Below are 22,932 nucleotides of genomic sequence, written 5' to 3'. Positions count from 1 at the left end.
TTGGAGATTTACACAATGACTGCAGCACAAAAAGAAACATTAGGCTTTCAAACAGAAGTCAAACAACTATTAAACCTGATGATTCACTCTCTTTACTCTAATAAAGAGATTTTCCTACGTGAGCTTGTATCAAACGCGTCAGATGCGGCAGATAAATTACGTTTCCTTGCGCTTTCTAATGGCGATTTATACGAAAACGATGCGGAACTAAAAGTACGTATCAGTGCCGATAAAGAAGCAAACACGGTCACCATTACTGATAATGGTATTGGTATGAGCCGTGAAGATGTGATCAATTCACTAGGTACAATTGCAAAATCAGGCACCGCAGAATTTTTCCAAAACCTAACTGGTGACCAAAGCAAAGATTCACAATTGATTGGTCAATTTGGTGTTGGTTTTTACTCAGCGTTTATCGTTGCTGACAAAGTAACAGTGCGTACGCGTAAAGCAGGTGAAAGCCAAGGTATTGAATGGCAATCTGCAGGTGAAGGTGAGTACACATTACAAGAGATTGATAAACCATCACGTGGTACTGAAATCATTCTTCACCTTCGTGAAGACGAAACAGAATTTGCTGATGAGTTCCGTTTACGTAGCATCGTAACTAAATATTCAGACCATATTTCTATTCCAGTTGAGATGTATAAAGCAGAGGTACCTGAATCTGAAGGTCCTGACGGCGAGAAAATTCCAGCACAGCCAGGCGAGTGGGAAGGTATTAACCGCGCGACAGCACTATGGACCCGTGACAAGTCAGAAGTAACAGACGAAGAGTACAAAGAGTTTTATAAGCATATCGGTCACGATTGGGAAGAGCCACTAAGCTGGGCACATAACAAGGTTGAAGGTAAAACAGAATACACCAGCCTGTTATACATCCCGAAAAAAGCACCTTTCGATTTATGGAACCGTGAGCGTCAATCAGGTTTAAAACTGTATGTACAACGCGTTTTCATCATGGATGACGCTGAGCAGTTCATGCCAAGCTACTTACGTTTTGTGAAAGGTTTACTTGATTCAAACGACTTACCACTAAACGTGTCGCGTGAAATCTTACAAGACAACAAAGTAACACAAGCAATCCGTAAAGGGTGTACGTCGCGCGTACTTAAGATGCTTGAGCGTATGGCGAAAAACCGCGAAGAAGATTACCAATCTTTCTGGAACGAGTTTGGTCAGGTGTTAAAAGAAGGCCCAGCTGAAGATGCGGCTAACAAAGAAGCCATTGCTAAGCTACTGCGTTTTGCTTCTACACACACTGATGAAAGCACTCAAAATGTATCGCTTGAGCAATACATTGAGCGTATGAAGCCAGAGCAAGACAAAATCTACTATGTAGTTGCTGATTCATTCGCTGCAGCGAAGAACTCACCACACCTAGAGATCTTCCGTAAGAAGGGCATCGAAGTGTTGCTATTAAGCGACCGTGTTGATGAGTGGATGATGAGCTACTTAACAGAGTTCAACGAAAAATCATTCCAGTCAATTACCCGTGGTGACTTAGATTTAGGCAACATGGATGACGAAGAAACGAAAAAAGCGCAAGAAGAGTCAGAAAAAGAAGTTGCAGGCCTAGTTGAGCGCATTAAAACTGCACTAGGTGATAACGTTAAAGACGTACGCTTTACGCACCGTCTAACTGACTCTCCTGCATGTGTTGTTGCAGATGAGCACGATATGAGCTCGCAAATGCAAAAGTTAATGGAATCAGTTGGTCAAACAGTGCCTGAGCAAAAGCCAATTTTTGAGCTTAACCCAGAGCATCAGCTTGTTAAACACTTAAACGTTGAACAAGATGAAGACAAGTTTGCCCAGTGGTCACAAGTGCTTCTAGATCAAGCATTACTGGCTGAGCGCGGTACGTTAAAAGACCCTGCAGGCTTTGTAACTCGTTTGAACAAACTTATGCTAGATTTAAGCAAATAAGCGTTTTAGCGCAATGAGTTGGAAAAGGGAGCAAGGCTCCCTTTTTTATTGCCGCTAATATAGGCAATTGGTATAAGTTACTTGAGGTATAGCCTTAGTTGTGGAAGAATTCAGGCTCTAAAAACAAAACTCCACTGATCGACCATTTTTTAAGATTAGTATCACACAGAGGACAATGATATGCGCATTATTCTTTTGGGCGCGCCGGGTGCAGGTAAAGGTACTCAAGCTCAGTTTTTGATGGACAAATACGGTATTCCACAAATTTCTACGGGCGATATGCTGCGTGCAGCAATCAAAGAAGGTACACCACTTGGTCTTGAAGCTAAAAAAGTAATGGATGCAGGTCAATTAGTATCTGACGAAATTATTATCGGTCTAGTTAAAGAGCGTATTGCTAAACCTGATTGCGAAAAAGGTTTCTTACTAGACGGTTTCCCTCGTACTATTCCTCAAGCAGATGCAATGAAAGAGAATGGCGTGGTAGTTGATCACGTTATCGAATTTGACGTTGCTGATGAAATTATCGTTGAGCGTATGGGCGGCCGTCGCGTACACCCTGGCTCTGGCCGTGTTTATCACGTTGTTTATAACCCACCTAAAGTTGATGGCAAAGATGACATCACAGGTGAAGACCTAATCATTCGTGATGACGACACTGAAGAAACAGTTCGTAAGCGTTTAGGTATTTACCACGACCAAACTAAACCATTAGTTGATTACTACCAAGCTGAAGCGAAAGCAGGCAACACTCAGTACCACAAATTAGACGGTACTCAAGCTGTTGAAGCTGTTAGCCAACAACTTGGTGAGCTTTTAGGTTAATTTACCTTTTAGAATCACTAATAAAAAACCGCCTCTGGGCGGTTTTTTTGTGTTTGTATCACTGCAAGTTAAAATTGCGCTTTTACAGTTTCTTTAATGCCGCAATAGCACTGTCGTAATCAGGCTCTTTTGAAAGGTTATCGACAAGCTGCTTGTAAACGATGTTATGTTCTTTATCGAGCACAAATACGGCACGGGTTAACAAGCCCATATCTTTGATAATCAAACCGTAGTTCTTACCAAAGTCACGCCATACAGAGTCAGATAAGGTCACTATTTTGTCTATATTCTCGGCTTTACAAAAACGCTTCTGTGCGAATGGTAAATCTGCGCTTAAGGTCAGCATCGCCACACTTGGGTATTCTGAAGCTACTTTTTCATTGAAGTGTTTGGTTTGAATACTACATACACCTGTGTCTAAACTTGGCACAACGCTTAAAAGCACTGCTTGGCCTCGATAGTTGTCTAGTGTGACGGGGGTAAAGTTGCCATCTACTACTTTAAAATTAGGCGCTTGTTGGCCAACTTCAACACCTTGCCCTAGTAAAGTAACCGGTTTAGACTGGGCTGAAACCTTACCTGCGTCTAAACTATTTTCTGATAAATCACCTGCATAACTAAACGTGCACACAGCGCCTAATGCAAACATTAGCGGACGTAACATAATAAAATTCCTTTAAATTAACGCATTTAACTTCAGTGTATTATACTCATGAAGTGGCTCCAAGGATTAGTACAATTTAAAATTGTAAATAACCATTAGTTTGATTAACATGTGCCTGTGACCCTATTTTTTACATATAAAAATAAGAATAAAGTTACTAGTTAGTGTTTTTGCTAGTTAGAAAGTGTGGATTTAGAGAGAATATATGTCAACATCGGTATTAGTTTGTGATGATTCAAAGTTAGCACGTCGACAATTAGCACGCTCTTTACCCGATGATTGGGATATAAAAATTGAGTTTGCTGAAAATGGTGTTCACTGTATTGAGCAAATCAAAAAAATTCAGCCGGAAATTTTATTTCTCGATTTAAACATGCCTGAAATGGATGGTTACGAAGTACTGCAAGCCATTCAAGAACAAGACCTTCATGTTCTCACTGTTGTTGTATCTGGAGACATCCAACCTAATGCTCATCGACGTGTGCTTGAGTTAGGCGCAATCGACTTTATTCAAAAACCTTGTTCCGCCGAGAAACTAGCGAGTATTATTGAACATCATGGTATTAAAGATAAAGCCATGCGTGAGCGTCTTGCTAATAAGCTAGGTGAGCAAGTTGATCCCGATGTGCGTGATATCTACCAAGAACTCACCAATGTCGCAATGGGGCAAGCTGGAGACTTATTAGCGCGTCTTCTTAATGTATTCGTAAAGCTTCCTATTCCTAATGTAAATGTTTTAGAAGTCAATGAACTAGATATGGCTTTGCGCTCGATTGATGCCAATGCCGCAACCTCAGGTGTATGTCAGGGTTTTATTGGCGGCGGTGTTTCTGGCGAAGCACTATTGCTGTTAAATGATTCAAGTTTTAAAGAAATCGCCTCGTTAATGAATTATGAGGGTGAGCTCAACGATAAAGTTGAATTAGAGCTATTAATGGATGTGAGTAACATATTAATAGGGGCTATTCTGACAGGACTGTCGCACCAATTAGATATGCGTTTTAGCCAAGGCCATCCTGTGGTGCTGGGACAACACTGTGATGTATCTGATTTAGTAAAGGCGAATAAATCTCGCTGGCAACGAACGCTGGCGATTGAGATCAGCTATGGCATCGAAAATCACAATATTAACTGTGATTTGATGTTGCTGTTCACCGAGGACTCATTAAAAACCCTTAAGTACAAAGTAGCTTATTTATTAGAAGACTAAACTATGCCTGCAGCCGATTTTAATATGAATGAACTCCATTGGTTAATGGATATGTTTAATACCGTTGATGTAGGCCTAGTGGTGCTCGATAGAGACTACAAAGTATGCATCTGGAATGGGTTTATGGAAAACCACTCTGGCTTATTGCCAAGCGCGGTAAAAGATAAAGACCTGTTTGACTTATTTCCATCAATTGATGAAAAATGGTTTCGCAGCAAATCTGAGTCTGTGTTCATTCTAAATAATCGCTCGTTTACTATTTGGGAGCAGCAGCCGTATATTTTCCGTTTTAAAAATTACCGTCCAATTACCGGTAAAGCGGATCATATGTATCAAAATGCCACCTTTATTCCGCTGACGACGACCACAGGTGAAGTATCGCATATCTGTATCATTATCTATGATGTAACCGATGAAGCGGTGAATAAAAAAGAGCTAGAAGAAGCCAACAGTAAGCTTGAACAAATGAGCCGTACCGATGCACTTACTAAGCTTACTAACCGTGGTTATTGGGAAGAAAAGCTACGCAAAGAATACATGCGCATAGTGCGTAGTGGCGGGTGCAGCACCTTGTTAATGTTTGATATTGATCACTTTAAAAAGGTGAATGATGAGCATGGCCATCGCGGCGGTGATGAGGCGCTGCGTCATATTGCAGACTTACTACGTAAAACTCTGCGTGAAACAGACTTAGCAGGTCGCTATGGTGGAGAAGAGTTTGCGGTAACCTTACTTGATACTGATCATGAAGGTGCACATATATTTGCTGAGCGATTAAGAACACTCATTGAGAACTCATCAATTTACTTTGATGGCAAACAAATTCAACTGACGGTCAGTATTGGTTTTGCCTGCTTCGACGAGAAGTTTGATCGCTACGAAAAGTGGGTTGAAGCCGCCGATAAAGCCTTATATCACTCAAAAGAAAACGGCCGTAACAAGGTCACAGCTTACACAGATTTATAAACAAACAAGGGGCAATTAAGCCCCTTTTTCATAGTAATTCTATTCAGTTAAGCAGATTAAACCCCAAGTGGCGGTAAAACAAGAATATCTGTTTTCAGTAGCTTCATGACTTTTTCGGCGGTATTACCAATTAAATGACCTTTAATACCTGTATTACCCACCGAACCCATAATCACTAAGTCAGCATTTAATTTAGCTGCAACACTTGGGATCACTTGCTCAACCACACCGGCTTTGATTTTAAGCTTGTCTTTTAAGTCGTGCGCTTCGATTAAGGTTCGCTGTGCTACGGGTAGCTTTTCAAAGGCGTTAATCACTTGCTCATCTGAAAATACAATGCCTAAATCACGTAAAAACGGTGATACATGTACGGTATAACAGGCATAAAACTCGCTGTCGTAGTCTTTTGCATAGGCTAAGCCTGCTTTGATAATTGCTTCGTTTAAACAGTATTTAGTCGCCTTCTCACTGCCTAAATCAAGGGCTGCCAGCACATTGGTATTGTTACGCCATTTGTTATCGGCGGCCAAATAAAGTGGTAGCGGGCTAAAGCGAATAAGCTGCCAGTCTAGCTCTGTAAATTGCGTTTCTTCGTCGATGTGGCGAGTTTTAATCACCATTTCATAATCTGACGTATCAAGCTCATTGGCTAGCCATTGTACTGGGCTTTCATGCCACAGGGTTTGCAAAGTATAGCTACCATCATCTAAATACTCGCTGATAAGTGGACCAAGTGCTGCACGGACTTTAGCAAGCTCTTTGTCTTGAATAGCCAGCGCTTCATCAGGTGGAATAGAGAATAAAATGTTATTGGTATCTTCGTAGCTAAAAGCAACAATATCAATATGCTTCATGCCTTTGGCTTTTTGTCTTGCATGTAATATAGATGTTTTAGCATCGGCCGTTGAGTCGATGATCACCAATATCTTTTTATTCATTTTTGGTTACTCTGTTGTGTGTCGGGCATCACTGCTTGGGCATTCACCCAATAATGAAACTTCACCTGTTGCGCTTTCTTGTTCCAGTTTTACCTTAAAGCCCCATAGCCTGTAAAGGTGTTTTAGTACTTCATCTTTAGACTTGTTTAAAGGAATATTGTTATGGGGTACATAACGCAGAGTAAGTGAACGATCTCCTCTAATATCAACATTATAGACTTGAATATTTGGTTCGTGATTACTTAGGTTGTATTGTGCCGAAAGGGTTTCACGAACTTGGTGATAGCCCATTTCATCATGAATGGCACCGACATTGAGGGTTGGCTCTTTTTCATGATCAATAATCGTAAACAACTTAAAATCACGAATAATTTTTGGCGATAAAAACTGGCTAATAAAGCTCTCGTCTTTAAAGTTTTGCATTGCAAAGTGCAAGGTTTCTAACCAATCGCTGCCTGCATACTCCGGGAACCATTTCTTGTCTTCTTCTGTTGGGTTTTCGCAGATACGGCGAATATCAATCATCATGTTAAAGCCAAGAGCATAGGGGTTAATCCCTGAATAATAATTACTGTTGTAGGGTGGTTGATACACCACATTGGTGTGACTTTGTAAAAACTCGAGCATAAAGGCATCGGTGAGCTTACCTTCGTCGTACAGATGGTTCAAAATGGTGTAATGCCAAAACGTAGCCCAGCCCTCATTCATCACTTGAGTTTGTTTTTGTGGGTAAAAATATTGCGAAATTTTACGCACAATTCGAATTATTTCTCGTTGCCATGACTCAAGTAGTGGGGCATTTTTTTCGATGAAGTACAAAATGTTTTCTTGTGGCTCTTCTGGAAAACGACGCTCACGCTTTTTCGACTCTTGCTGCGAAGTAGGGATTGTGCGCCACAACTCGTTGACTTGCGATTGTAGGTAGTCTTCACGTTCTTGTTGGCGTTTTTGCTCTTCATAAAGAGAAATACGTTGCGGGCGTTTGTAGCGGTCTACACCATAATTCATTAATGCATGACATGAATCAATCAGGTTTTCGACCTCGGTAATACCGTATTTCTCTTCGCACTTGGCAATGTAATTTTTGGCAAATAATAAGTAATCGATAATTGAGCTGGCATCAGTCCAGGTTTTAAATAAGTAATTGCCTTTAAAAAATGAGTTGTGACCATAACAGGCATGGGCCATTACCAAGGCTTGCATTGGCAGGGTGTTTTCTTCCATTAAATAGGCAATGCAAGGATCTGAATTAATAACAATTTCATAAGCGAGGCCCATCTGCCCTCGCTTATAATTCTGCTCTGTTTGAATGAATTTTTTACCATACGACCAGTGGCTATAGCCAATCGGCATACCCACACTCGAATAGGCATCCATCATTTGTTCAGCAGTGATCACTTCAATTTGATTCGGGTAGGTATCGAGTTTATAAATTTTCGCTACCCGTTCAATCTCAGTTTGATACTCTGTTAGTAGATCAAATGTCCAATCAGGACCGTCGCTAATACGTTTATCGGCCATACTTTACCTCACTGGCAAGGCTATGCGGCGCCTTGCTGCTGACGATTCTTTTTAAATAATTCACGGAAAATAGGGTAAATGTCCTCAACGCCACGAATGTGTTGCATGGCAAAATTGTCGTGGGTTTGCACTATTGATTGATACTCTCGCCATAAACTTTGATGAGCACGAGCGGTAATTTCGATATAGGCGTAATATCGCACCGCCTTTAACAGTCTATTACGTAAAATTTCGCCACAGTTTGGCGAATCGTCAGCCCAGTTATCACCATCAGATGCTTGCGCTGCGTAAATGTTCCATTCTTCAGGGTTATAACGTTCAGCGATGATTTCGTTCATCAGTTTTAATGCACTTGATACTATGGTGCCACCCGTTTCTTGAGAATAGAAAAACTCTTGCTCATCGACTTCTTTCGCTTGGGTATGATGACGAATATAGACAACCTCTATATTTTTGTAGCTACGAGTTAAAAATTGATAAAGCAGAATATAAAAGCGTTTTGCCATGTCTTTCGTGGCTTGATCCATCGAGCCAGACACATCCATTAAACAAAACATCACAGCTTTGCTTGTTGGGTGTGGTTGCTTTTCATAATTACGAAAACGTAAGTCGTAATTATCAATAAATGGCACTGCTTTTATACGGTTTTGCAGCTCCTCAATCTGACGTTCAAGTAACGCAATGGCTGCCTTGTCTGGCTGCTCTTCAGCTTGTAGCAGAGCGAGCTGACCTTCAAGCTCTGCAAGGTGACGTTTTTTGCCTGCAGTCATCGCCACTCTTCGAGCAAGCGAGCCTTGTAATGAGCGAACAATATCAATATTGCTTGGCATGCCGTCGTTACAAAAACCAGCGCGATGGGTTTTCATTTGCACCAGTTTATCGAGCTGGTTTTGTTGCAGGTTGGGCAGTTCAAGATCTTCGAACAATAAGTCTAAGTATTCATCTTTTGAAATAGAAAATACAAAGTCGTCTTGTCCTTCACCAGAGTCACTGGCTTCACCTTCGCCGCTACCACCACCTTGACCGCCTCCTTGCGGGCGCTTGATTTTGTCGCCCGTAGAAAACTGGTCATTGCCTGGGTGGATCTGTTCACGGTCGCCACCACGTCCTTGATGAAAAATAGGCTCACTGATATCACGTTGCGGAATAGAGATACTCTCGCCGCTGGTGGTATCGGTTACGCTGCGCTTATTAATGGCATCAGATACCGCTTCTTTAATCTGTTTTTTATAACGCCTGATGAACCGTTGACGATTCAAGGTACTTTTGTTTTTTCCATTCAGGCGTCGGTCAATAAAATGCGCCATAACAACCCCCTTAAAACAAACGTTTTTTACTGCGATTTTCTAACGCGTAAATACCATTCAGAAAGTAAACGTACTTGTTTTTGGGTATAGCCTTTCTCAACCATACGATTGACAAAGTCTTCGTGTTTTTTCTGATCTTCAGCCGAGGTTTTCGCATTGAAGGAAATAACCGGCAGCAGATCTTCGGTATTTGAGAACATTTTCTTCTCAATAACTGTGCGAAGTTTTTCGTAGCTGGTCCAAAGCGGATTCTTGCCTTGGTTGTGGGCACGTGCCCGCAGTACGAAATTAACTATCTCATTACGGAAATCTTTAGGGTTTGAAATACCCGCAGGTTTTTCAATCTTCTCAAGTTCTGCGTTAAGCGCAGCACGGTCAAATAACTGGCCGGTATCTGGGTCACGGTATTCTTGATCTTGGATCCAGAAATCAGCATACGTCACATAGCGGTCAAAGATGTTTTGCCCATATTCAGAGTATGATTCTAAATAGGCTGTTTGTAACTCTTTACCGATAAACTCTACATACTGAGGAATGAGGTAGCCTTTTAAGTGGCTTAAGTAACGCTCTTCAACGTCGGCGGTAAATTGCTCACGCTCAATTTGCTGTTCAAGAACATAGAATAAGTGCACTGGGTTGGCAGCCACTTCAGTGGTATCGAAGTTAAATACCCGTGATAGAATCTTGAACGCAAAGCGGGTAGAAAGCCCTGTCATGCCCTCATCAACACCCGCGTAATCGCGGTATTCTTGATACGACTTCGCTTTCGGATCAGTATCTTTTAAGCTTTCGCCGTCATAGACCCGCATTTTTGAATAGATACTTGAGTTTTCTGGCTCTTTAATGCGCGAAAGGGTGGTAAATTGCGCCAATGTTTTTAATGTGCCCGGTGCACAAGGCGCATCATGTAATTCACTGTTTTCAAGAAGTTTGTTGTAAATTTTGACTTCTTCAGATACACGTAAACAATAAGGCACTTTGACGATGTAAACACGGTCTAAAAATGCTTCATTGTTTTTGTTGTTCTTAAATGTTTGCCACTCAGATTCATTTGAGTGAGCTAAAATCATGCCATTAAACGGCAGGGCACTAATGCCTTCTGTACCGTTGTAATTGCCTTCTTGCGTAGCTGTAAGCAGTGGATGTAGCACCTTGATTGGCGCTTTAAACATTTCCACAAACTCCATTAAGCCTTGGTTTGCTAAGCAAAGTGCACCTGAGTAGGCGTAGGCATCAGGGTCGTTTTGCGCAAAGTGCTCAAGCTGGCGAATATCGACTTTACCCACTAACGCTGAAATGTCTTGATTGTTTTCATCGCCGGGCTCAGTTTTCGCAATCGCGACTTGATTTAAAATAGATGGGAAGCGCTTAACCACTCTAAATTGGCTAATATCACCATTAAATTCACTTAAGCGTTTTGCAGCCCACGGTGACATCACCGTTTTTAAATAACGCGGTTTAATGCCGTATTCTTTTTCTAAAAGTTCAGCGTCTTCATTTGGGTCAAATAGCGCTAAAGGGTGGTCGTTAACAGGCGAGCCTTTGATTGAGTAAATAGGTACCTGCTGCATTAAGTATTTTAGTTTTTCAGCAATGGATGATTTACCGCCACCTACTGGGCCAAGTAAATACAGTACTTGCTTACATTCTTCTAAGCCTTGCGCAGCATGTTTTAAATAAGAAACGATTTGTTCAATGGCATCTTCCATACCATAAAAATCGTGAAATGCAGGGTAGCGTGCGACTACGCGATTAGAAAACAGCCTGCTTAAGCGCGCATCGGTTGAAGTGTCGATAATCTCCGGCTCACCGATGGCCATCAATAGCCGCTCAGGTGCGCTGGCATAAGCTGATTTATCCTTCTTACAGATCTCGAGAAATTCCTCAATACTGTATTCTTCTTCTTGCGCTGCTTCGTATCGTGATTGGTAATGCTCAAAAATACTCATAGAGACCTCCGAAAACCCGCTAAAATGACGTGTAATTAGATTAAGAGAAAAGCAAAGGCTAATTAAAGCTTAGTCACGATTTTGAATTTTTGCGCAAGAAAATTAAGAATTTAATTGAAAAAAGCTCATCTTGATTACGCTTTTTGGCTGAGGGCTTGGCTGCGACTTAGAAGGGGCGTGCACTGGCAATAAAAAAGACGCCGAAGCGTCTTTTTTTTGATTACTGCTAGTAACAGAAGATTAAGCGAAGTTAGCGTTCGCGAAGTCCCAGTTAACTAATGCCCAGAAACCTTTTAGGTAATCTGGACGAACGTTACGGTAATCGATGTAGTAAGCGTGTTCCCAAAGATCCACAGTTAGGATTGGAGTAACACCTTCATCAGTTAATGGCGTTGCAGCATTTGATGTGTTAACGATATCAAGAGTGCCGTCAGCTAGTTTAACTAACCAAGTCCAGCTTGAACCGAAGTTGTTTACTGCTTTGTCGTTTAACGCTTCTTTGAATGCGTCGAAAGAACCCCATTTAGCGTTGATCGCGTCAGCGATTGCGCCTGTAGGCTCGCCACCACCGTTTGGAGATAGGCTGTTCCAGTAGAACGTGTGGTTCCAGATTTGTGCAGCATTGTTAAATACGCCACCTTCTGAAGAACATACGATTTCTTCTAGAGATTTGTTTTCGAATTCTGTGCCTGGGATCAGACCGTTTAATTTCACAACGTAAGTGTTGTGGTGTTTACCGTGGTGAAACTCTAGAGTCTCTTTTGAAATATGTGGCTCTAATGCATCGATTGCGTATGGTAGTGACGGTAGTTCAAATGCCATTTTTTATCTCCATCTTCTTGGTTGATAGTCCACTCAGTTATAGGTAATAGCAAGGTAAACAGCGTACTTCCCTATACCAAGTGGTATTATAGTGTTACTATAATTGTTGAGTATTTTACTCAAGTTTTAGCAAACAGCAATGCTATTGCTAAAGACTATTTAAAATTGTGGCTACGAATGCCGATTTTAAGTTATATATCTGAGGCCACAGTGAAACTTTTTCAAGGCCAATGTAGTAAGCCAATGTCTTTTTTGAGGTTGTAAATGGAAACCATCGATAAAATTAAACAGCAAATTTCTGAAAATCCAATTCTTCTTTACATGAAAGGATCACCAAAGTTACCTAACTGTGGTTTTTCTTCACAAGCATCACAAGCACTTATGGCGTGTGGTGAGCAGTTTGCTTACGTTGACATTCTACTTAACCCAGATATCCGTGCAGAGTTACCTGCATACGCAAACTGGCCAACATTCCCACAACTATGGGTAGAAGGCGAGCTTATCGGTGGTTGTGACATTATCATCGAAATGTTTCAACGTGGTGAATTACAGCCACTAATCACTGAAACAGCTGCAAAGTACAAAGAAAAAGACGCTGAATAATTATATTTAGTGTAGAAAGAAGCCGCTGATTGCGGCTTTTTTTATATCCATTTGCTTAGTTAAGTACAACTTAAAAATAAAATGCATGTTCAATTTTCTGCTGGGTTGATTATTAAATGAAATGTGAAGCTCCACCACTTGTTGTGTCTGGTACGCTAGAAAAACGGGAAAATAGCTACTTTTTCAAAGGGGTGCCTTTTACGGGGGTTGCGATTTTCACTGAAAGCGGGGTTGTTGTTAGCAAAAAGCAATTTTTTAATGGCGAAATATTAGGAGATTACAATTTTCCTTATATCGATATTAAAGGGCTTGAGTTATTAGATAGTATCATTGATGAAAAATGGGATGGAAACTTACAGCTTTTTCATGAAGGTAAGCCTTTTAATGGTGTTGTCTATGAGGCTGCTTATGGCTGGGTGTGTGATGTAAGCTGTATCGTCAACGGATGGATTGCTGATGCAATGGCACAACATTTTCAAAAGCATGATTGTTACTCTGAACTATTTTACGGTGTTGGTCCTATTCAGTATGAATATGAATGGAATGAGCCTTCAGTGTTGTCTTATTATGAAGCTAGGTTTCAAGCAGAGGATAAAAGAAGTTTAAAGTTATCATTTAATAAAGAGAATAAGCTTCGTGGTATATATATCTATAAGAGTATTGACGATATCTTTTCTTTGAATGCTAAGGTTGATGACTCACCGCTAAAAATCACGAGTTTTAGCGATATAAAAAAATTGCTTTCTGATAATGTTATAGAGCTTAGCTTACAAGACGTAACGGATGTAAAATTTACAGAATTATTGCCGTCGCTGTTAGAGTTCCCAGTTAATACGCTTTTAGTTTCAAATATTAGCTGGGGTGTTTTATACGAGCTGAAAAAACATGCTTGGCTGGAGCTAGAAGAACTAAGCTTTTACCATTTAGTTAATTTAACATTAGATGAGGTCATTTTTTTTCGAAATGATAATTTTAAGAAGGTAAAAATATTATACAAACTTAAGCTTTATTAATGAGTTAAGATTTATGTTTTTTCATAAGTCTTTTCTCTATGTTCTTTTAAAGTTTTATTTACCAGTTGATCAGCTTGACGTGTTGTCTCGGGAAGTCTGTATTTAGGCGTTAGCTTGAGGACCCACTCAACTGCTGTATCTAAAGATACTTTATGGCCAATAGATACATAAACAGGTTTAATGTTATCTTGTGTGCGTAACACTTTGCCAATAACTTCGTCGTTATCTAATAAATCTGCCGTTGCGCCGCGGTGTTCTGCAAGTTCATTAAACTCGCCTAATAACTTGGTTTTTCCGCAACCTATGGTGGGGATATCTAATGTGACACCCAAGTGGCAAGCAAGACCAAAACGCCGTGGATGTGCAAGGCCATGGCCATCGCAAACAATTAAATCAGGTGTTATGGTCAGTTTGTTATATGCATTTAAAAGCGGTGGCACTTCACGAAATGAAAATAGCCCTGGTATATAAGGAAAGCTGATGGGCTCAATACTAGTTTGTACTTCAAGTACTTTTAATGTATCAGCATTAAGTACCGTAATTGCGCCAACAACTTCAGATAATTGTTCGTTATAAGCAACATCGACACCAGCTATTGTCTTAACACACTGCTTTTCATCGGATGCTCTTACTTTTTTAGAGAGCGACAGCTGTGCTTCTTTTAAACTATTGATATCCATATCATCTTAAAAATTCTAAGTATAATGTGAGATTTTATCATAATAAAAAATGCTAGTTGTATGAAAAAAATAAAGTTTATTATTACTCATCAAAAAAGCAGGTACATGTAAATAATGAATAAAAACTTAGAAAAATTTTTACGAAAGCGTAAGCTGGCGATAAAAAATCCTGAAAAGTATAGAAAGGTTTATATAAATAATACAAAAGAGCTTAATTTTTATATTGAGCAAGGAGAAACGAAAAGAGGTATACCTAGCAATGATAAATTGCCTTTCTTTAACTGGGAGGTATTAAATACAGAGTTGTCAATTCCACGTAATTATTATGAGATGGATGCACAAGCTAGTTTTGTAGATGATAACTTACTTGATTTAGGTAAATTAAATATATGTTTAAGTTATGGATATTACATGATTACAATACAAAGCTATAAGTTCAAGCGCTTTAGATATCGCTTTAGTCGTGAACCTTTAAGGTTGGTATCACCAACATCTGTATTTCAGCTAAGTATTGCAGTGATATTGCATAATAATGAATATGCTCGCCAAATTTATACGTTATTTCAAGCAGGTTACATGAAGCACTGGGTGAATAGATCAAAAAGTCACATTGGTGATTTTATTATCTTGCTGTTTGATAAGGCAAAAGGTGGCAATACCCTAAAGCCGATCGTAGATGATTTTGCTTATCAAGCTATTTTAGATAACTGGGATAGTACAGACTTAACAAAAGTTACCGCTTATCTAAATCAGTTATGTGATGATCAAGTCGCTCAGGTTGCATCACCACCGAGTAAGATGTTTTTTGAGTTCGATAATATGAACTGGCAATTTACACCTTATGCTGCACTTATGCTGCTAACGCTAAGAGCACAACATGGACTTGAAAACCCTGATTTTGATCACCCAGGTTTTGGCAATGTGACTTCTTTACTATTAACACAGCCTGTAGCCCCTCAAAAAGATGAGGTGCTTGAACAACTCGTTGCCAAGTTACATGAGCAAGGTTTCAACGAAAAGGTTTTATTAGCATAGAGGTTTAAATAAGTGGTAATTTAATCAGTATGCTACTGCTTAGCATTGCAAAAGCTCATATTATGTTACGGGTTTCTTTGTTAATCATGATCCATATCGAATGTGTTAAAGGCTATTAGGGCAGCAAAACATGCACGCTTAATCCACCTTGCTCGCGGTTATGCAAGCTAATTTGCCCGTGGTGCGCTTCAACTATTTCCCTGCAAAGTGCTAACCCTAAGCCGCTGCCTGTTGCTTTGGTTGAGTAAAAGGGTATAAGTGCGTTAGCCATTACAGCTTCACTCATGCCTTTACCTTTATCACTCACCGTGATGTGTGTGCCACTTGCTTCTTGTTGCACTGTTAAGCTGACATCTTCGGGGTTTGACCCTGACTCATAGGCATTTTTTAATAAGTTTATAAGTAATTGTTCGAGCTGAGTGTGATCAGCGTCAGTTGTTACACGCTCATCAAGTGAAACCTCGACTTGCCACTGACTTTTTAATTGCTCAATCAGCGTAGGCCAGTTAATCGTTGATAGTTGAGGGGTGGGTAACTTGGCAAATTTACCATAGCCTTGTACAAACTCATTAAGGTGTTTTATGCGGTCTTCAATGGTGGTAAATACCCGTTTTAAGCGTGGTTCATCGACTTCTTTTGTTAAAAGTTGCGCGCTATGAAGCATCGACGACATTGGCCCTAGGGAGTTGTTTAGCTCATGGCTAATAATACGAATAACTTTTTTCCATACCTCTACTTCTTGGCGGCTTAGTTCGCGGGTCAGTTGTTTAAAAACATACAGTTGGTGAAACTGATTATTAAGTAATAATCGGCCTGTTGCCATATGCCAAGTTTGTGATTCTTGATCTGCTTTGTCGAGGGTAAATAAGCCATCAACACCTTTGTGTATGGCACGCGTTAATTGCTCGCAGCTTGAATCTAATAAGTTTTCTAGCTTGGCGCCTTCAAGGGCTGATTTAGCATCGAGTAAGCTGCGAGCGCTATGGTTGCTATACACAATCAAGCCTTGGTCGTTAGTCAAAAGCACAGCTTGTGGCGAGCTTTGCAGTACTTTATCGAGCATCAGCTCACGCTGATAAATCCATTGTTTTTCTTGGCGAAGCTGTTTTGCAGTTTGGTTATAAAGCCGGCATAAATCACCTAGCTCATCACTGCCATCATAGGCTAATAATGTAGCCAGCTCACCATCTTTAAAATTAAGCAGCCCGGTTTCGAGCGAGTTCATGCCATCAATGAGCGGAGCTGATAATTGCGCGGCAAAAAATCCGCTTATCAAGGTGCAAGCGAGTAGGGCTAATAGGCTGTAAAGCAAGCTTATGCCCGCAAAATAACACACCAATATTAGCGGCAATGCAGACGCTGCAATACATAAGGTTATGATTTTATATCGAAACGAAAAACGCATTAGTATTCAATCTTAAATTTATCAAGCCTGCGATAAAGCGCTTGGCGGCTTAAACCAAAATGGCGAGCCACTTTAGCAATCACACCTTTGTATTCGCGCATGGCAAGTTCGATCTCCTGTTTGTTAGGCTCTGCTCTTGTTTGTGTTGGGCTGTTTGTTTCAACTTGTAAGCCAAAATCAGCAAGCTCAATCACCCCTGAGGGTTTTAAAACGCCAGCGCGTTTACAGGCATTTTCAAGCTCACGAACATTACCCGGCCAACTATGGGCGAGCAGGGCTTTTTCTGTACTTAGCGACAGTGTGCGCTCAGGTAAAAAGTGTGCGACTAAAGCTAAAATATCATCTGGGCGATGGGCAAGGCTTGGTAAATTTAACTCAATTACATTTAAGCGGTAGTAAAGGTCTTCTCGAAATTGACCTGTTTTAATTGCATGGCTTAAATCTTCATTGGTTGCTGAAATCACCCGCACATTCACTTTACGTGTTTGTGTTGAACCTAAACGTTCAAATTCACCGGTTTGTAAAATGCGTAATAATTTCATTTGCCCAGAAAGTGGCAAGTTACCAATTTCGTCTAAAAATAGGGTGCCACCATCGGCCGCTTCAAAACGACCAATACGCTGTTTGGTAATACCTGTATAAGCGCCAGCTTCGGCACCAAATAACTCAGCCTCAATAAGCTCGCTTGGCAAAGCACCGGCATTAACAGTGATAAAGGGTTTATCTGCTAATAATGAATTGGCTTGTATTATTTGTGCAATGCGTTCTTTACCACTGCCGTTGGGGCCTGTGATCAGTACTGAAATATCCGATTTAGCCACTTGAATCGCAAGATTAACAATGTGCTCCATAGCGGTACTTTTATAAACCAAGCCCACCAAATTTGCTTGTCGTACAGATGCGTCACGCTCTTGCTGGTGGCGGGTAAAAGTCTCGTTTTGCTGTTTTGCTTTACCCAGTTCGATTAGATTATTTACACAAGTAAGTAGCTTGGCGTCGTCCCATGGTTTTGGTAAATAATCAGCAGCCCCTGCTTTGACAAGTTCAACGGCAGTAGAAAGCTCTGTCCATGCGGTGATCAAAATAATCGGTAGGTGAGGGTTAATTTCTCGTAAGGCATAAAAAAGTTCTTTGCCTTCTTCGCCGGAAGTGGTGTCGGCGGTAAAGTTCATGTCTTGAATAACAAGTGCTATGCGTTGGTATTGTACGGCTTGAATTGCCTCAAACGGGTTACTTGCGGTAACAACATCAAAACCGTGAATTTCGAGTAATAACGACAATGCATCCAAAATTGCTGGGTTATCGTCGACGATAAGTATTTTTTCCATATTATTGTTTTAGTTATTTTCCTAATAAGGGTGCAAGATGAATGCTACACTGTTAATCCAGTGTAGCATAGGTTGGGAGAACTAAATTGTTCGAGTTGCAATGCTCGGTGAGATATTCGCCGCCCGTTTTGCAGGTGCAAGTACTGCTAATAAACTCATAACGAACACTGCCAGCGCCGTAGCAAGCACGTAGCTAATATCAAGCTGAGCTATTGAAAAGTGCTGCATGAGCACCTGGCCTAAATACACGGCAGCAATCACACCAATCACTAAACCAACTATACATATCATGGCGTTTTCAACTAAAAAGTAGCTGATGATGGCCGATTTTCTGGCACCTAAAGCGCGGCGAGTACCTATTTGTTTAGTACGCTTGCTAATATTGAACAGCGTTAGGCCGAAAATACCCAGGGCCGTCACCAACACTAAAATAGTAATAAGTACAATCAGCATGCGCATCATTAATGTATCTTCAGCCATGTATGACTCTTTATCGTCATCTAAGCCACGAATGCGAGAAATTACACGCTTGTTGTAGTTTTTCAGCATGGCTTCTTCAACACGGTTCATGACTGATTGGCGTTGACCAGGCTCTGTTCTAACCACAAAGCGTGCATTTGTACCAGGCTTAATAAAAGGTAGCAGTGCTACGTTATCTGGACGGCTGTCTTTAAGCCATGGGCCTTTCATAAGTTCAACAACACCAATTACTTTCATTGGAATGTCACCAAAATAGACAGTTTGACCTAAACCATTGCCGTCAGGGAACAGCTCATCGAGTAGAGTTTTAGTAACAACGGTTACTTTTGAAAGCTCATCATAGTTATCGGTAACGATCACTTCGTCTTCAGTGTAGTTACGCCCAGCAATGAGTTTAACGCCATAGGTATTAATGCCATGCTCATCGATAAACATGTAAGAGCTACGCGCTGATTTACTCTCTTCAGGTGCTGGCTTTAAACTAAAATCTGACGAAGAGCCACTGCCCGAAAGCGGTGTATTACTTGAATAAGCAGCATCAACTACACCAGGTATTTGACGAAGCATGGCTTCATCAAGCTCATATTGCTGTGACGGCGACACATCTTTGCCAAACATCATGACATTAAAAACGAAAATGTCTTGTTCAGGATAGCCAGTCTCTTGGCTTAAATAGCTAATTCTGTCTTGAATAATAAACGCTGCGTTACTAACAATTGCAGTGGTGATGGCAATTTGGATCAGTAATAAAATAGCGCCAACTTTTGAGCGGCATAAGGCGTGAAAGATAGGTTTAATTTCTAACATGGGTGTCTTCCTTATTGGCTCTTAAGATAAATAGCAGGGTTGGTTTTACATACCAGCCAAGCAGGGTACAGACCCGCTATAACACAGGTGCTAATTGCAATCACCGGTGCGCTGAGTAGCATGGTTAAATCCATAGTGGCTAAGCTTTGGTAGTAGCTATAGCTTTGACGTACGCCTAATAAACCCACTTGCGCCAAAATAATACCCAAGATGCCACCTAAGAAACCTAACATGGCTACCTCAACAATATGTTGAAAGAATATTTGGCGTTTGCTGGCACCTAATGCACGGCGTACACCGACCTCAGGAGCGCGGCGCAAGAACTTCGCTAGTAATAAGCCTAAAATGTTGGCAAGGCATACCGCTAAAAACATAAAGCTTAAGCCAACCAGAATTTCGTTGTCTTCGCTAACAACATTGTTGTACTGCATCCACTCATTTACATCGCGTAAGGTAGCGGTTAATTTTTCGCGGTTAAAACGACCTAGCTTTCGTTGCTCTTGCATATAGGCCATTAAAAAGTCTTGGTAAGCTTGCTTTTCTGCAGGTGTTTTTAGCTCAACCCAAAATTGTAACCACACCATTTCAGAATTGAGCTTGTCGTTAAAGGTATTGGTTTTTTCGTGCTTCCAACCATTGGTATTACCCCAGTTTTCAAGCTCTCGGGCTTTCATTAGGCTAAATGGTAAAAATAGTTGCTCGGTCTTATTAAATGCCCCGTTGTTCAGATCATAATATTTGGTGGTGATATCCCAATCATCAATCACGCCAATAACTTCGTAACTGGCATCATCGAGGTACACCATTTTGCCTACTGGGTTTTCACCTGCGAATAGCTTGTCGTTTAATTCTTTATTGATCACCACAACAGGGGCTGCATCGGCTTCTTGTTGCGCGCTCCAAACCCCACCGTAAATAAACGATAGGTTAAACATATCGAAAAAATCAGGCGTGGTTAGGCGAGCTTGACCAATAAATGGTTTAACTTTATCTGAGTCTAAATAAACCGAAAAACCCGTTCTAACCATAGTGACACGTTTGCCACCCGCATTTGCTTGATTAAGGTTAACGGCATCCTGATAAGTTAATTGCAGTGGCATGTTATCGACTGTCCACCACGTACGGCCTTCATCCATGGTTTGTAGCTGTACTGTATAAAGGTCACTACTTTTTTCAGGAATAGGGTCTGCCGACATCATGTGATACACAGATAAACTGGTCATGGTTACGCCAATACCAATGGCTATGGCCAATACCATTAAAAAGCTCACAAGTGGCGTGCGCTTAAAGCTGCGCCAGCTTAAATCTAAATAATGAAGGAACATGGTTACACTCCAGCCGCTTTAAGGTTTTGAGTGCCTTGATACAAGGTGAAGTCAGCGAGTTGGCCGTCAACAACTTGGATATTACGTGGTGCTCTGCGAGCAAGTTCAGGATCATGGGTAACCATGATGATAGTTGCGCCATCCCGGTTGATTTGCTCAAGTAGCTCCATCACTTGACGCGCCATTAAACTATCTAAATTACCGGTTGGCTCATCGGCAAGTAAAAAGCGCGGTTCACCTGCAAGGGCTCTGGCAATAGCCACACGTTGTTGTTGACCACCAGAAAGTTGTTGCGGTAAGTGTTTAGCGCGTGAAGCTAAACCAACTTGCTCTAGGCATTGCTCGATTCGGCGCTTACGCTCGGCGGCTTTGATACCGCGATAACGCAGTGGTACTTCAATATTTTCATAGAGGTTCAAATCTGGAATAAGGTTAAAACCTTGGAAAATAAAACCAATTTTTTGATTACGAAGATCTGCACGCTGGTTGTCGTTTAGCTTACCCACGTCAATACCGTCTAACATGTATTGGCCTTCGCTAAAGGGTTCTAACATACCGGCGATGTTTAAAAATGTGGTTTTACCTGAGCCACTTGGGCCCGTTACGGCAATAAATTCACCTTCTTCTACTTGAAGATTAAAGTCACGAAGGGCATGTGTTTGTACCATATCTGTTTGATACACTTTGCTGATGTTGTTCATTGTAAGCATGTTGATTATTCCTTTTATTTGTTAGCGTAAAACCAGTGTGGATGCTTTTTTAAAGCGATCGTAGTTTGAGATAATTAACTTATCGCCAGGCTCTACGCCTTCAATTATCTCTACAGCATTGATACTGCTTGCACCGGTTTTAATATCGATTAAATAAGCCATGTCACCGTCAACCTTATAGGCATAGGTGCCACCTTGTTGTAAGAATGCGCCGCGTTTTACTTGTAATACATCGTCGCGATTCTCTAATAAAATACGTGCGGTTAAGCGTTGGTTTTGGCGGATGCCAGAAATCTCATTGTCAAAGCGTACGCGGGTTGTGACCTCGCGGTTATTCACCTCAGGCGAAATAGCCGATAGCGTGCCTGTGACATGACGAGCACCTAAAGTAAGCTCAACTTGCATACCAAGACCCAGCTCATTGGCGTAGCTTTCTGGTACTTGCAGTTCTGCTTCAAAGTTACTTAAATCGACCAATGTCATTAGTGGTTGGCTTTGTGTGACCGCTTCTTTTTGTTGCACTAATAAGTTACCCACAATGCCGCTTACACTGGCAGTGATAGTAAGTTCATTTACTTGTCTGAGTAAGTCATCAACAATTAGTTGCTGACGTGCAAGATCACGCTCTGCTGCTTTTAGCTCAAATGCGAGGGTATCTTTAGCTAAGCTGACTTCTTGCTCGGCGTGCTTATAAGACAGCTTGGCACGGGCTAAGTCATCAACGGCTTTTTCTAAATCTATTTGGCTAATTAAATGTTTTTCGATTGAGATTTTAGCTCGGCGGTTTTCTCTATCTGCAGCATTGAGTTCAACTTGCGCTAAATCGAGCGCTTTAGTCAGGCTTAGTTTTTGTCTACGCGCTTCAAGTTGCTTGCGCTGTAACTCGCCTTCTAATCTCGCTAATACTGATTGTTGTTGTTTTAGCTCGTTGGTTAGCTCAGGGCTGGTTACGATTGCGATCACTTCATTTACTTCAACGCTGTCACCGGCTTTAACTTTTAAATCGACAAAGCCGCGTTCAGGGCTGTAAACCTTTGGCGCATTAGCTGCAACGATTTTACCGCTTGCTGCTACATCTCTGGTGAGTGTCTTTTGGCTTACTTCACTAATTTGTAGGCTTGCTGCATCAACCGAGATGCTGCCATCGTTACTGGCAAACAATGCTTGAAAGCCGAGTGCACCAACAAGTATTACACCTGCTGCTAGTATAAGTGGCTTTTTAATGGTGTTTTTCTTGGCCACTGTAATATCTTGGGCACTGGTATCCTTAATCATCATAACTCCTTACGATTCTCAAAACACACAATCATGAAGCCAACGGCAAGCATGGTAAGTGGAGAAGCCATAAACAAACTGATAGTGAACATTTTGAAATCCTCAATTTCGCTGATGTCTTATCTATACCAGTAGCGTGC

At 41.1% G+C, this 22,932-nt stretch carries 20 protein-coding genes; 7 read left to right on the top strand and 13 right to left on the bottom strand.

Annotated features, from left to right (window positions below; translation table 11 throughout):
• Positions 1 to 15: 15 nt before the first annotated feature.
• Together htpG and adk are read left to right on the top strand one after the other, a co-directional pair.
• On the top strand, positions 16 to 1,929 hold the full coding sequence (gene htpG / locus AOG27_RS03085; RefSeq protein WP_054551545.1) for a molecular chaperone HtpG: 1,914 nt from the start codon (positions 16 to 18) through the stop codon (positions 1,927 to 1,929).
• A gap of 180 nt (positions 1,930 to 2,109) precedes the next feature.
• Positions 2,110 to 2,754, top strand: coding sequence for an adenylate kinase (gene adk, locus AOG27_RS03080; protein ID WP_036967590.1), 645 nt, complete (start codon positions 2,110 to 2,112; stop codon positions 2,752 to 2,754).
• A gap of 82 nt (positions 2,755 to 2,836) precedes the next feature.
• Here adk and tpx read toward each other — a convergent pair whose 3' ends face one another.
• On the bottom strand, positions 2,837 to 3,418 hold the full coding sequence (gene tpx, locus AOG27_RS03075) for a thiol peroxidase (RefSeq protein ID WP_054551544.1): 582 nt from the start codon (positions 3,416 to 3,418) through the stop codon (positions 2,837 to 2,839).
• A 205-nt stretch (positions 3,419 to 3,623) separates the two neighbouring features.
• On the opposite strand from tpx, the gene AOG27_RS03070 reads away from it, so the two are divergent.
• A complete protein-coding gene (locus AOG27_RS03070) occupies positions 3,624 to 4,628 on the top strand; it encodes a response regulator (RefSeq protein ID WP_054551543.1) in 1,005 nt (334 codons plus the stop codon).
• Between the two features lie 3 nt (positions 4,629 to 4,631).
• Complete coding sequence (locus tag AOG27_RS03065) at positions 4,632 to 5,594, top strand: sensor domain-containing diguanylate cyclase (protein ID WP_054551542.1); 963 nt, start codon at positions 4,632 to 4,634, stop codon at positions 5,592 to 5,594.
• 56 nt (positions 5,595 to 5,650) lie between these two features.
• Here the strand turns inward: AOG27_RS03065 and AOG27_RS03060 are convergent, their stop codons facing one another.
• From AOG27_RS03060 to AOG27_RS03040, 5 genes are all read right to left on the bottom strand, one after another.
• A complete protein-coding gene (locus AOG27_RS03060) occupies positions 5,651 to 6,532 on the bottom strand; it encodes a universal stress protein (protein ID WP_054551541.1) in 882 nt (293 codons plus the stop codon).
• Positions 6,533 to 6,538: 6 nt separating this feature from the next.
• A complete protein-coding gene (locus tag AOG27_RS03055) occupies positions 6,539 to 8,053 on the bottom strand; it encodes a SpoVR family protein (RefSeq protein ID WP_054551540.1) in 1,515 nt (504 codons plus the stop codon).
• Between the two features lie 20 nt (positions 8,054 to 8,073).
• Positions 8,074 to 9,360, bottom strand: coding sequence for a YeaH/YhbH family protein (locus AOG27_RS03050; RefSeq protein ID WP_054551539.1), 1,287 nt, complete (start codon positions 9,358 to 9,360; stop codon positions 8,074 to 8,076).
• A gap of 26 nt (positions 9,361 to 9,386) precedes the next feature.
• A complete protein-coding gene (locus AOG27_RS03045; RefSeq protein WP_054551538.1) occupies positions 9,387 to 11,309 on the bottom strand; it encodes a PrkA family serine protein kinase in 1,923 nt (640 codons plus the stop codon).
• 240 nt (positions 11,310 to 11,549) lie between these two features.
• Positions 11,550 to 12,131 (bottom strand): superoxide dismutase, encoded by a 582-nt coding sequence (locus AOG27_RS03040; protein ID WP_054551537.1) that lies wholly within the window; start codon positions 12,129 to 12,131, stop codon positions 11,550 to 11,552.
• A gap of 264 nt (positions 12,132 to 12,395) precedes the next feature.
• On the opposite strand from AOG27_RS03040, the gene AOG27_RS03035 reads away from it, so the two are divergent.
• Positions 12,396 to 12,734, top strand: a complete 339-nt coding sequence (locus tag AOG27_RS03035) for a Grx4 family monothiol glutaredoxin (RefSeq protein ID WP_054551536.1) — start codon at positions 12,396 to 12,398, stop codon at positions 12,732 to 12,734.
• Positions 12,735 to 12,850: 116 nt separating this feature from the next.
• A complete protein-coding gene (locus tag AOG27_RS03030; RefSeq protein WP_054551535.1) occupies positions 12,851 to 13,747 on the top strand; it encodes a hypothetical protein in 897 nt (298 codons plus the stop codon).
• 11 nt (positions 13,748 to 13,758) lie between these two features.
• Here AOG27_RS03030 and nfi read toward each other — a convergent pair whose 3' ends face one another.
• Entirely contained in the window at positions 13,759 to 14,427 is a 669-nt protein-coding gene (nfi, locus tag AOG27_RS03025) for a deoxyribonuclease V (protein WP_054551534.1), read from the bottom strand.
• Between the two features lie 114 nt (positions 14,428 to 14,541).
• Here nfi and AOG27_RS03020 point away from each other — a divergent pair, with 114 nt between their 5' ends.
• Positions 14,542 to 15,462, top strand: coding sequence for a hypothetical protein (locus AOG27_RS03020; RefSeq protein WP_054551533.1), 921 nt, complete (start codon positions 14,542 to 14,544; stop codon positions 15,460 to 15,462).
• Positions 15,463 to 15,577: 115 nt separating this feature from the next.
• Here the strand turns inward: AOG27_RS03020 and AOG27_RS03015 are convergent, their stop codons facing one another.
• The 6 genes from AOG27_RS03015 to AOG27_RS02990 form a co-directional block, all read right to left on the bottom strand.
• Positions 15,578 to 16,867, bottom strand: a complete 1,290-nt coding sequence (locus AOG27_RS03015) for a sensor histidine kinase (RefSeq protein ID WP_054551532.1) — start codon at positions 16,865 to 16,867, stop codon at positions 15,578 to 15,580.
• The gene (locus AOG27_RS03010; protein WP_054551531.1) at positions 16,867 to 18,195 is read right to left on the bottom strand and encodes a sigma-54-dependent transcriptional regulator; all 1,329 of its coding nucleotides are present in this window, start codon (positions 18,193 to 18,195) and stop codon (positions 16,867 to 16,869) included. The genes AOG27_RS03015 and AOG27_RS03010 overlap by 1 nt, the downstream gene beginning before the upstream one ends.
• An 81-nt stretch (positions 18,196 to 18,276) precedes the next feature.
• Complete coding sequence (locus AOG27_RS03005) at positions 18,277 to 19,482, bottom strand: ABC transporter permease (RefSeq protein WP_054551530.1); 1,206 nt, start codon at positions 19,480 to 19,482, stop codon at positions 18,277 to 18,279.
• 11 nt (positions 19,483 to 19,493) lie between these two features.
• A complete protein-coding gene (locus tag AOG27_RS03000) occupies positions 19,494 to 20,807 on the bottom strand; it encodes an ABC transporter permease (RefSeq protein ID WP_054551529.1) in 1,314 nt (437 codons plus the stop codon).
• Positions 20,808 to 20,809: 2 nt separating this feature from the next.
• Positions 20,810 to 21,517, bottom strand: coding sequence for an ABC transporter ATP-binding protein (locus AOG27_RS02995; RefSeq protein WP_054551528.1), 708 nt, complete (start codon positions 21,515 to 21,517; stop codon positions 20,810 to 20,812).
• Between the two features lie 21 nt (positions 21,518 to 21,538).
• On the bottom strand, positions 21,539 to 22,792 hold the full coding sequence (locus AOG27_RS02990; protein ID WP_054551527.1) for an efflux RND transporter periplasmic adaptor subunit: 1,254 nt from the start codon (positions 22,790 to 22,792) through the stop codon (positions 21,539 to 21,541).
• Positions 22,793 to 22,932: the final 140 nt, after the last annotated feature.

The sequence above is a fragment of the Pseudoalteromonas lipolytica genome, from assembly GCF_001306915.1.
Classification (GTDB): domain Bacteria; phylum Pseudomonadota; class Gammaproteobacteria; order Enterobacterales; family Alteromonadaceae; genus Pseudoalteromonas; species Pseudoalteromonas simplex.
The sequence above is the reverse complement of the archived record's forward strand: the minus strand, read 5'-3'. Positions and strand labels throughout refer to the sequence as shown.

Coding starts and splice junctions, on each gene's coding strand:
- htpG (WP_054551545.1), top strand. CDS start 16: ATGACTGCAGCACAAAAAGAAACATTAGGCTTTCAAACAGAAGTCAAA.
- adk (WP_036967590.1), top strand. CDS start 2,110: ATGCGCATTATTCTTTTGGGCGCGCCGGGTGCAGGTAAAGGTACTCAA.
- tpx (WP_054551544.1), bottom strand. CDS start 3,418: ATGTTACGTCCGCTAATGTTTGCATTAGGCGCTGTGTGCACGTTTAGT.
- AOG27_RS03070 (WP_054551543.1), top strand. CDS start 3,624: ATGTCAACATCGGTATTAGTTTGTGATGATTCAAAGTTAGCACGTCGA.
- AOG27_RS03065 (WP_054551542.1), top strand. CDS start 4,632: ATGCCTGCAGCCGATTTTAATATGAATGAACTCCATTGGTTAATGGAT.
- AOG27_RS03060 (WP_054551541.1), bottom strand. CDS start 6,532: ATGAATAAAAAGATATTGGTGATCATCGACTCAACGGCCGATGCTAAA.
- AOG27_RS03055 (WP_054551540.1), bottom strand. CDS start 8,053: ATGGCCGATAAACGTATTAGCGACGGTCCTGATTGGACATTTGATCTA.
- AOG27_RS03050 (WP_054551539.1), bottom strand. CDS start 9,360: ATGGCGCATTTTATTGACCGACGCCTGAATGGAAAAAACAAAAGTACC.
- AOG27_RS03045 (WP_054551538.1), bottom strand. CDS start 11,309: ATGAGTATTTTTGAGCATTACCAATCACGATACGAAGCAGCGCAAGAA.
- AOG27_RS03040 (WP_054551537.1), bottom strand. CDS start 12,131: ATGGCATTTGAACTACCGTCACTACCATACGCAATCGATGCATTAGAG.
- AOG27_RS03035 (WP_054551536.1), top strand. CDS start 12,396: ATGGAAACCATCGATAAAATTAAACAGCAAATTTCTGAAAATCCAATT.
- AOG27_RS03030 (WP_054551535.1), top strand. CDS start 12,851: ATGAAATGTGAAGCTCCACCACTTGTTGTGTCTGGTACGCTAGAAAAA.
- nfi (WP_054551534.1), bottom strand. CDS start 14,427: ATGGATATCAATAGTTTAAAAGAAGCACAGCTGTCGCTCTCTAAAAAA.
- AOG27_RS03020 (WP_054551533.1), top strand. CDS start 14,542: ATGAATAAAAACTTAGAAAAATTTTTACGAAAGCGTAAGCTGGCGATA.
- AOG27_RS03015 (WP_054551532.1), bottom strand. CDS start 16,867: ATGCGTTTTTCGTTTCGATATAAAATCATAACCTTATGTATTGCAGCG.
- AOG27_RS03010 (WP_054551531.1), bottom strand. CDS start 18,195: ATGGAAAAAATACTTATCGTCGACGATAACCCAGCAATTTTGGATGCA.
- AOG27_RS03005 (WP_054551530.1), bottom strand. CDS start 19,482: ATGTTAGAAATTAAACCTATCTTTCACGCCTTATGCCGCTCAAAAGTT.
- AOG27_RS03000 (WP_054551529.1), bottom strand. CDS start 20,807: ATGTTCCTTCATTATTTAGATTTAAGCTGGCGCAGCTTTAAGCGCACG.
- AOG27_RS02995 (WP_054551528.1), bottom strand. CDS start 21,517: ATGCTTACAATGAACAACATCAGCAAAGTGTATCAAACAGATATGGTA.
- AOG27_RS02990 (WP_054551527.1), bottom strand. CDS start 22,792: ATGATTAAGGATACCAGTGCCCAAGATATTACAGTGGCCAAGAAAAAC.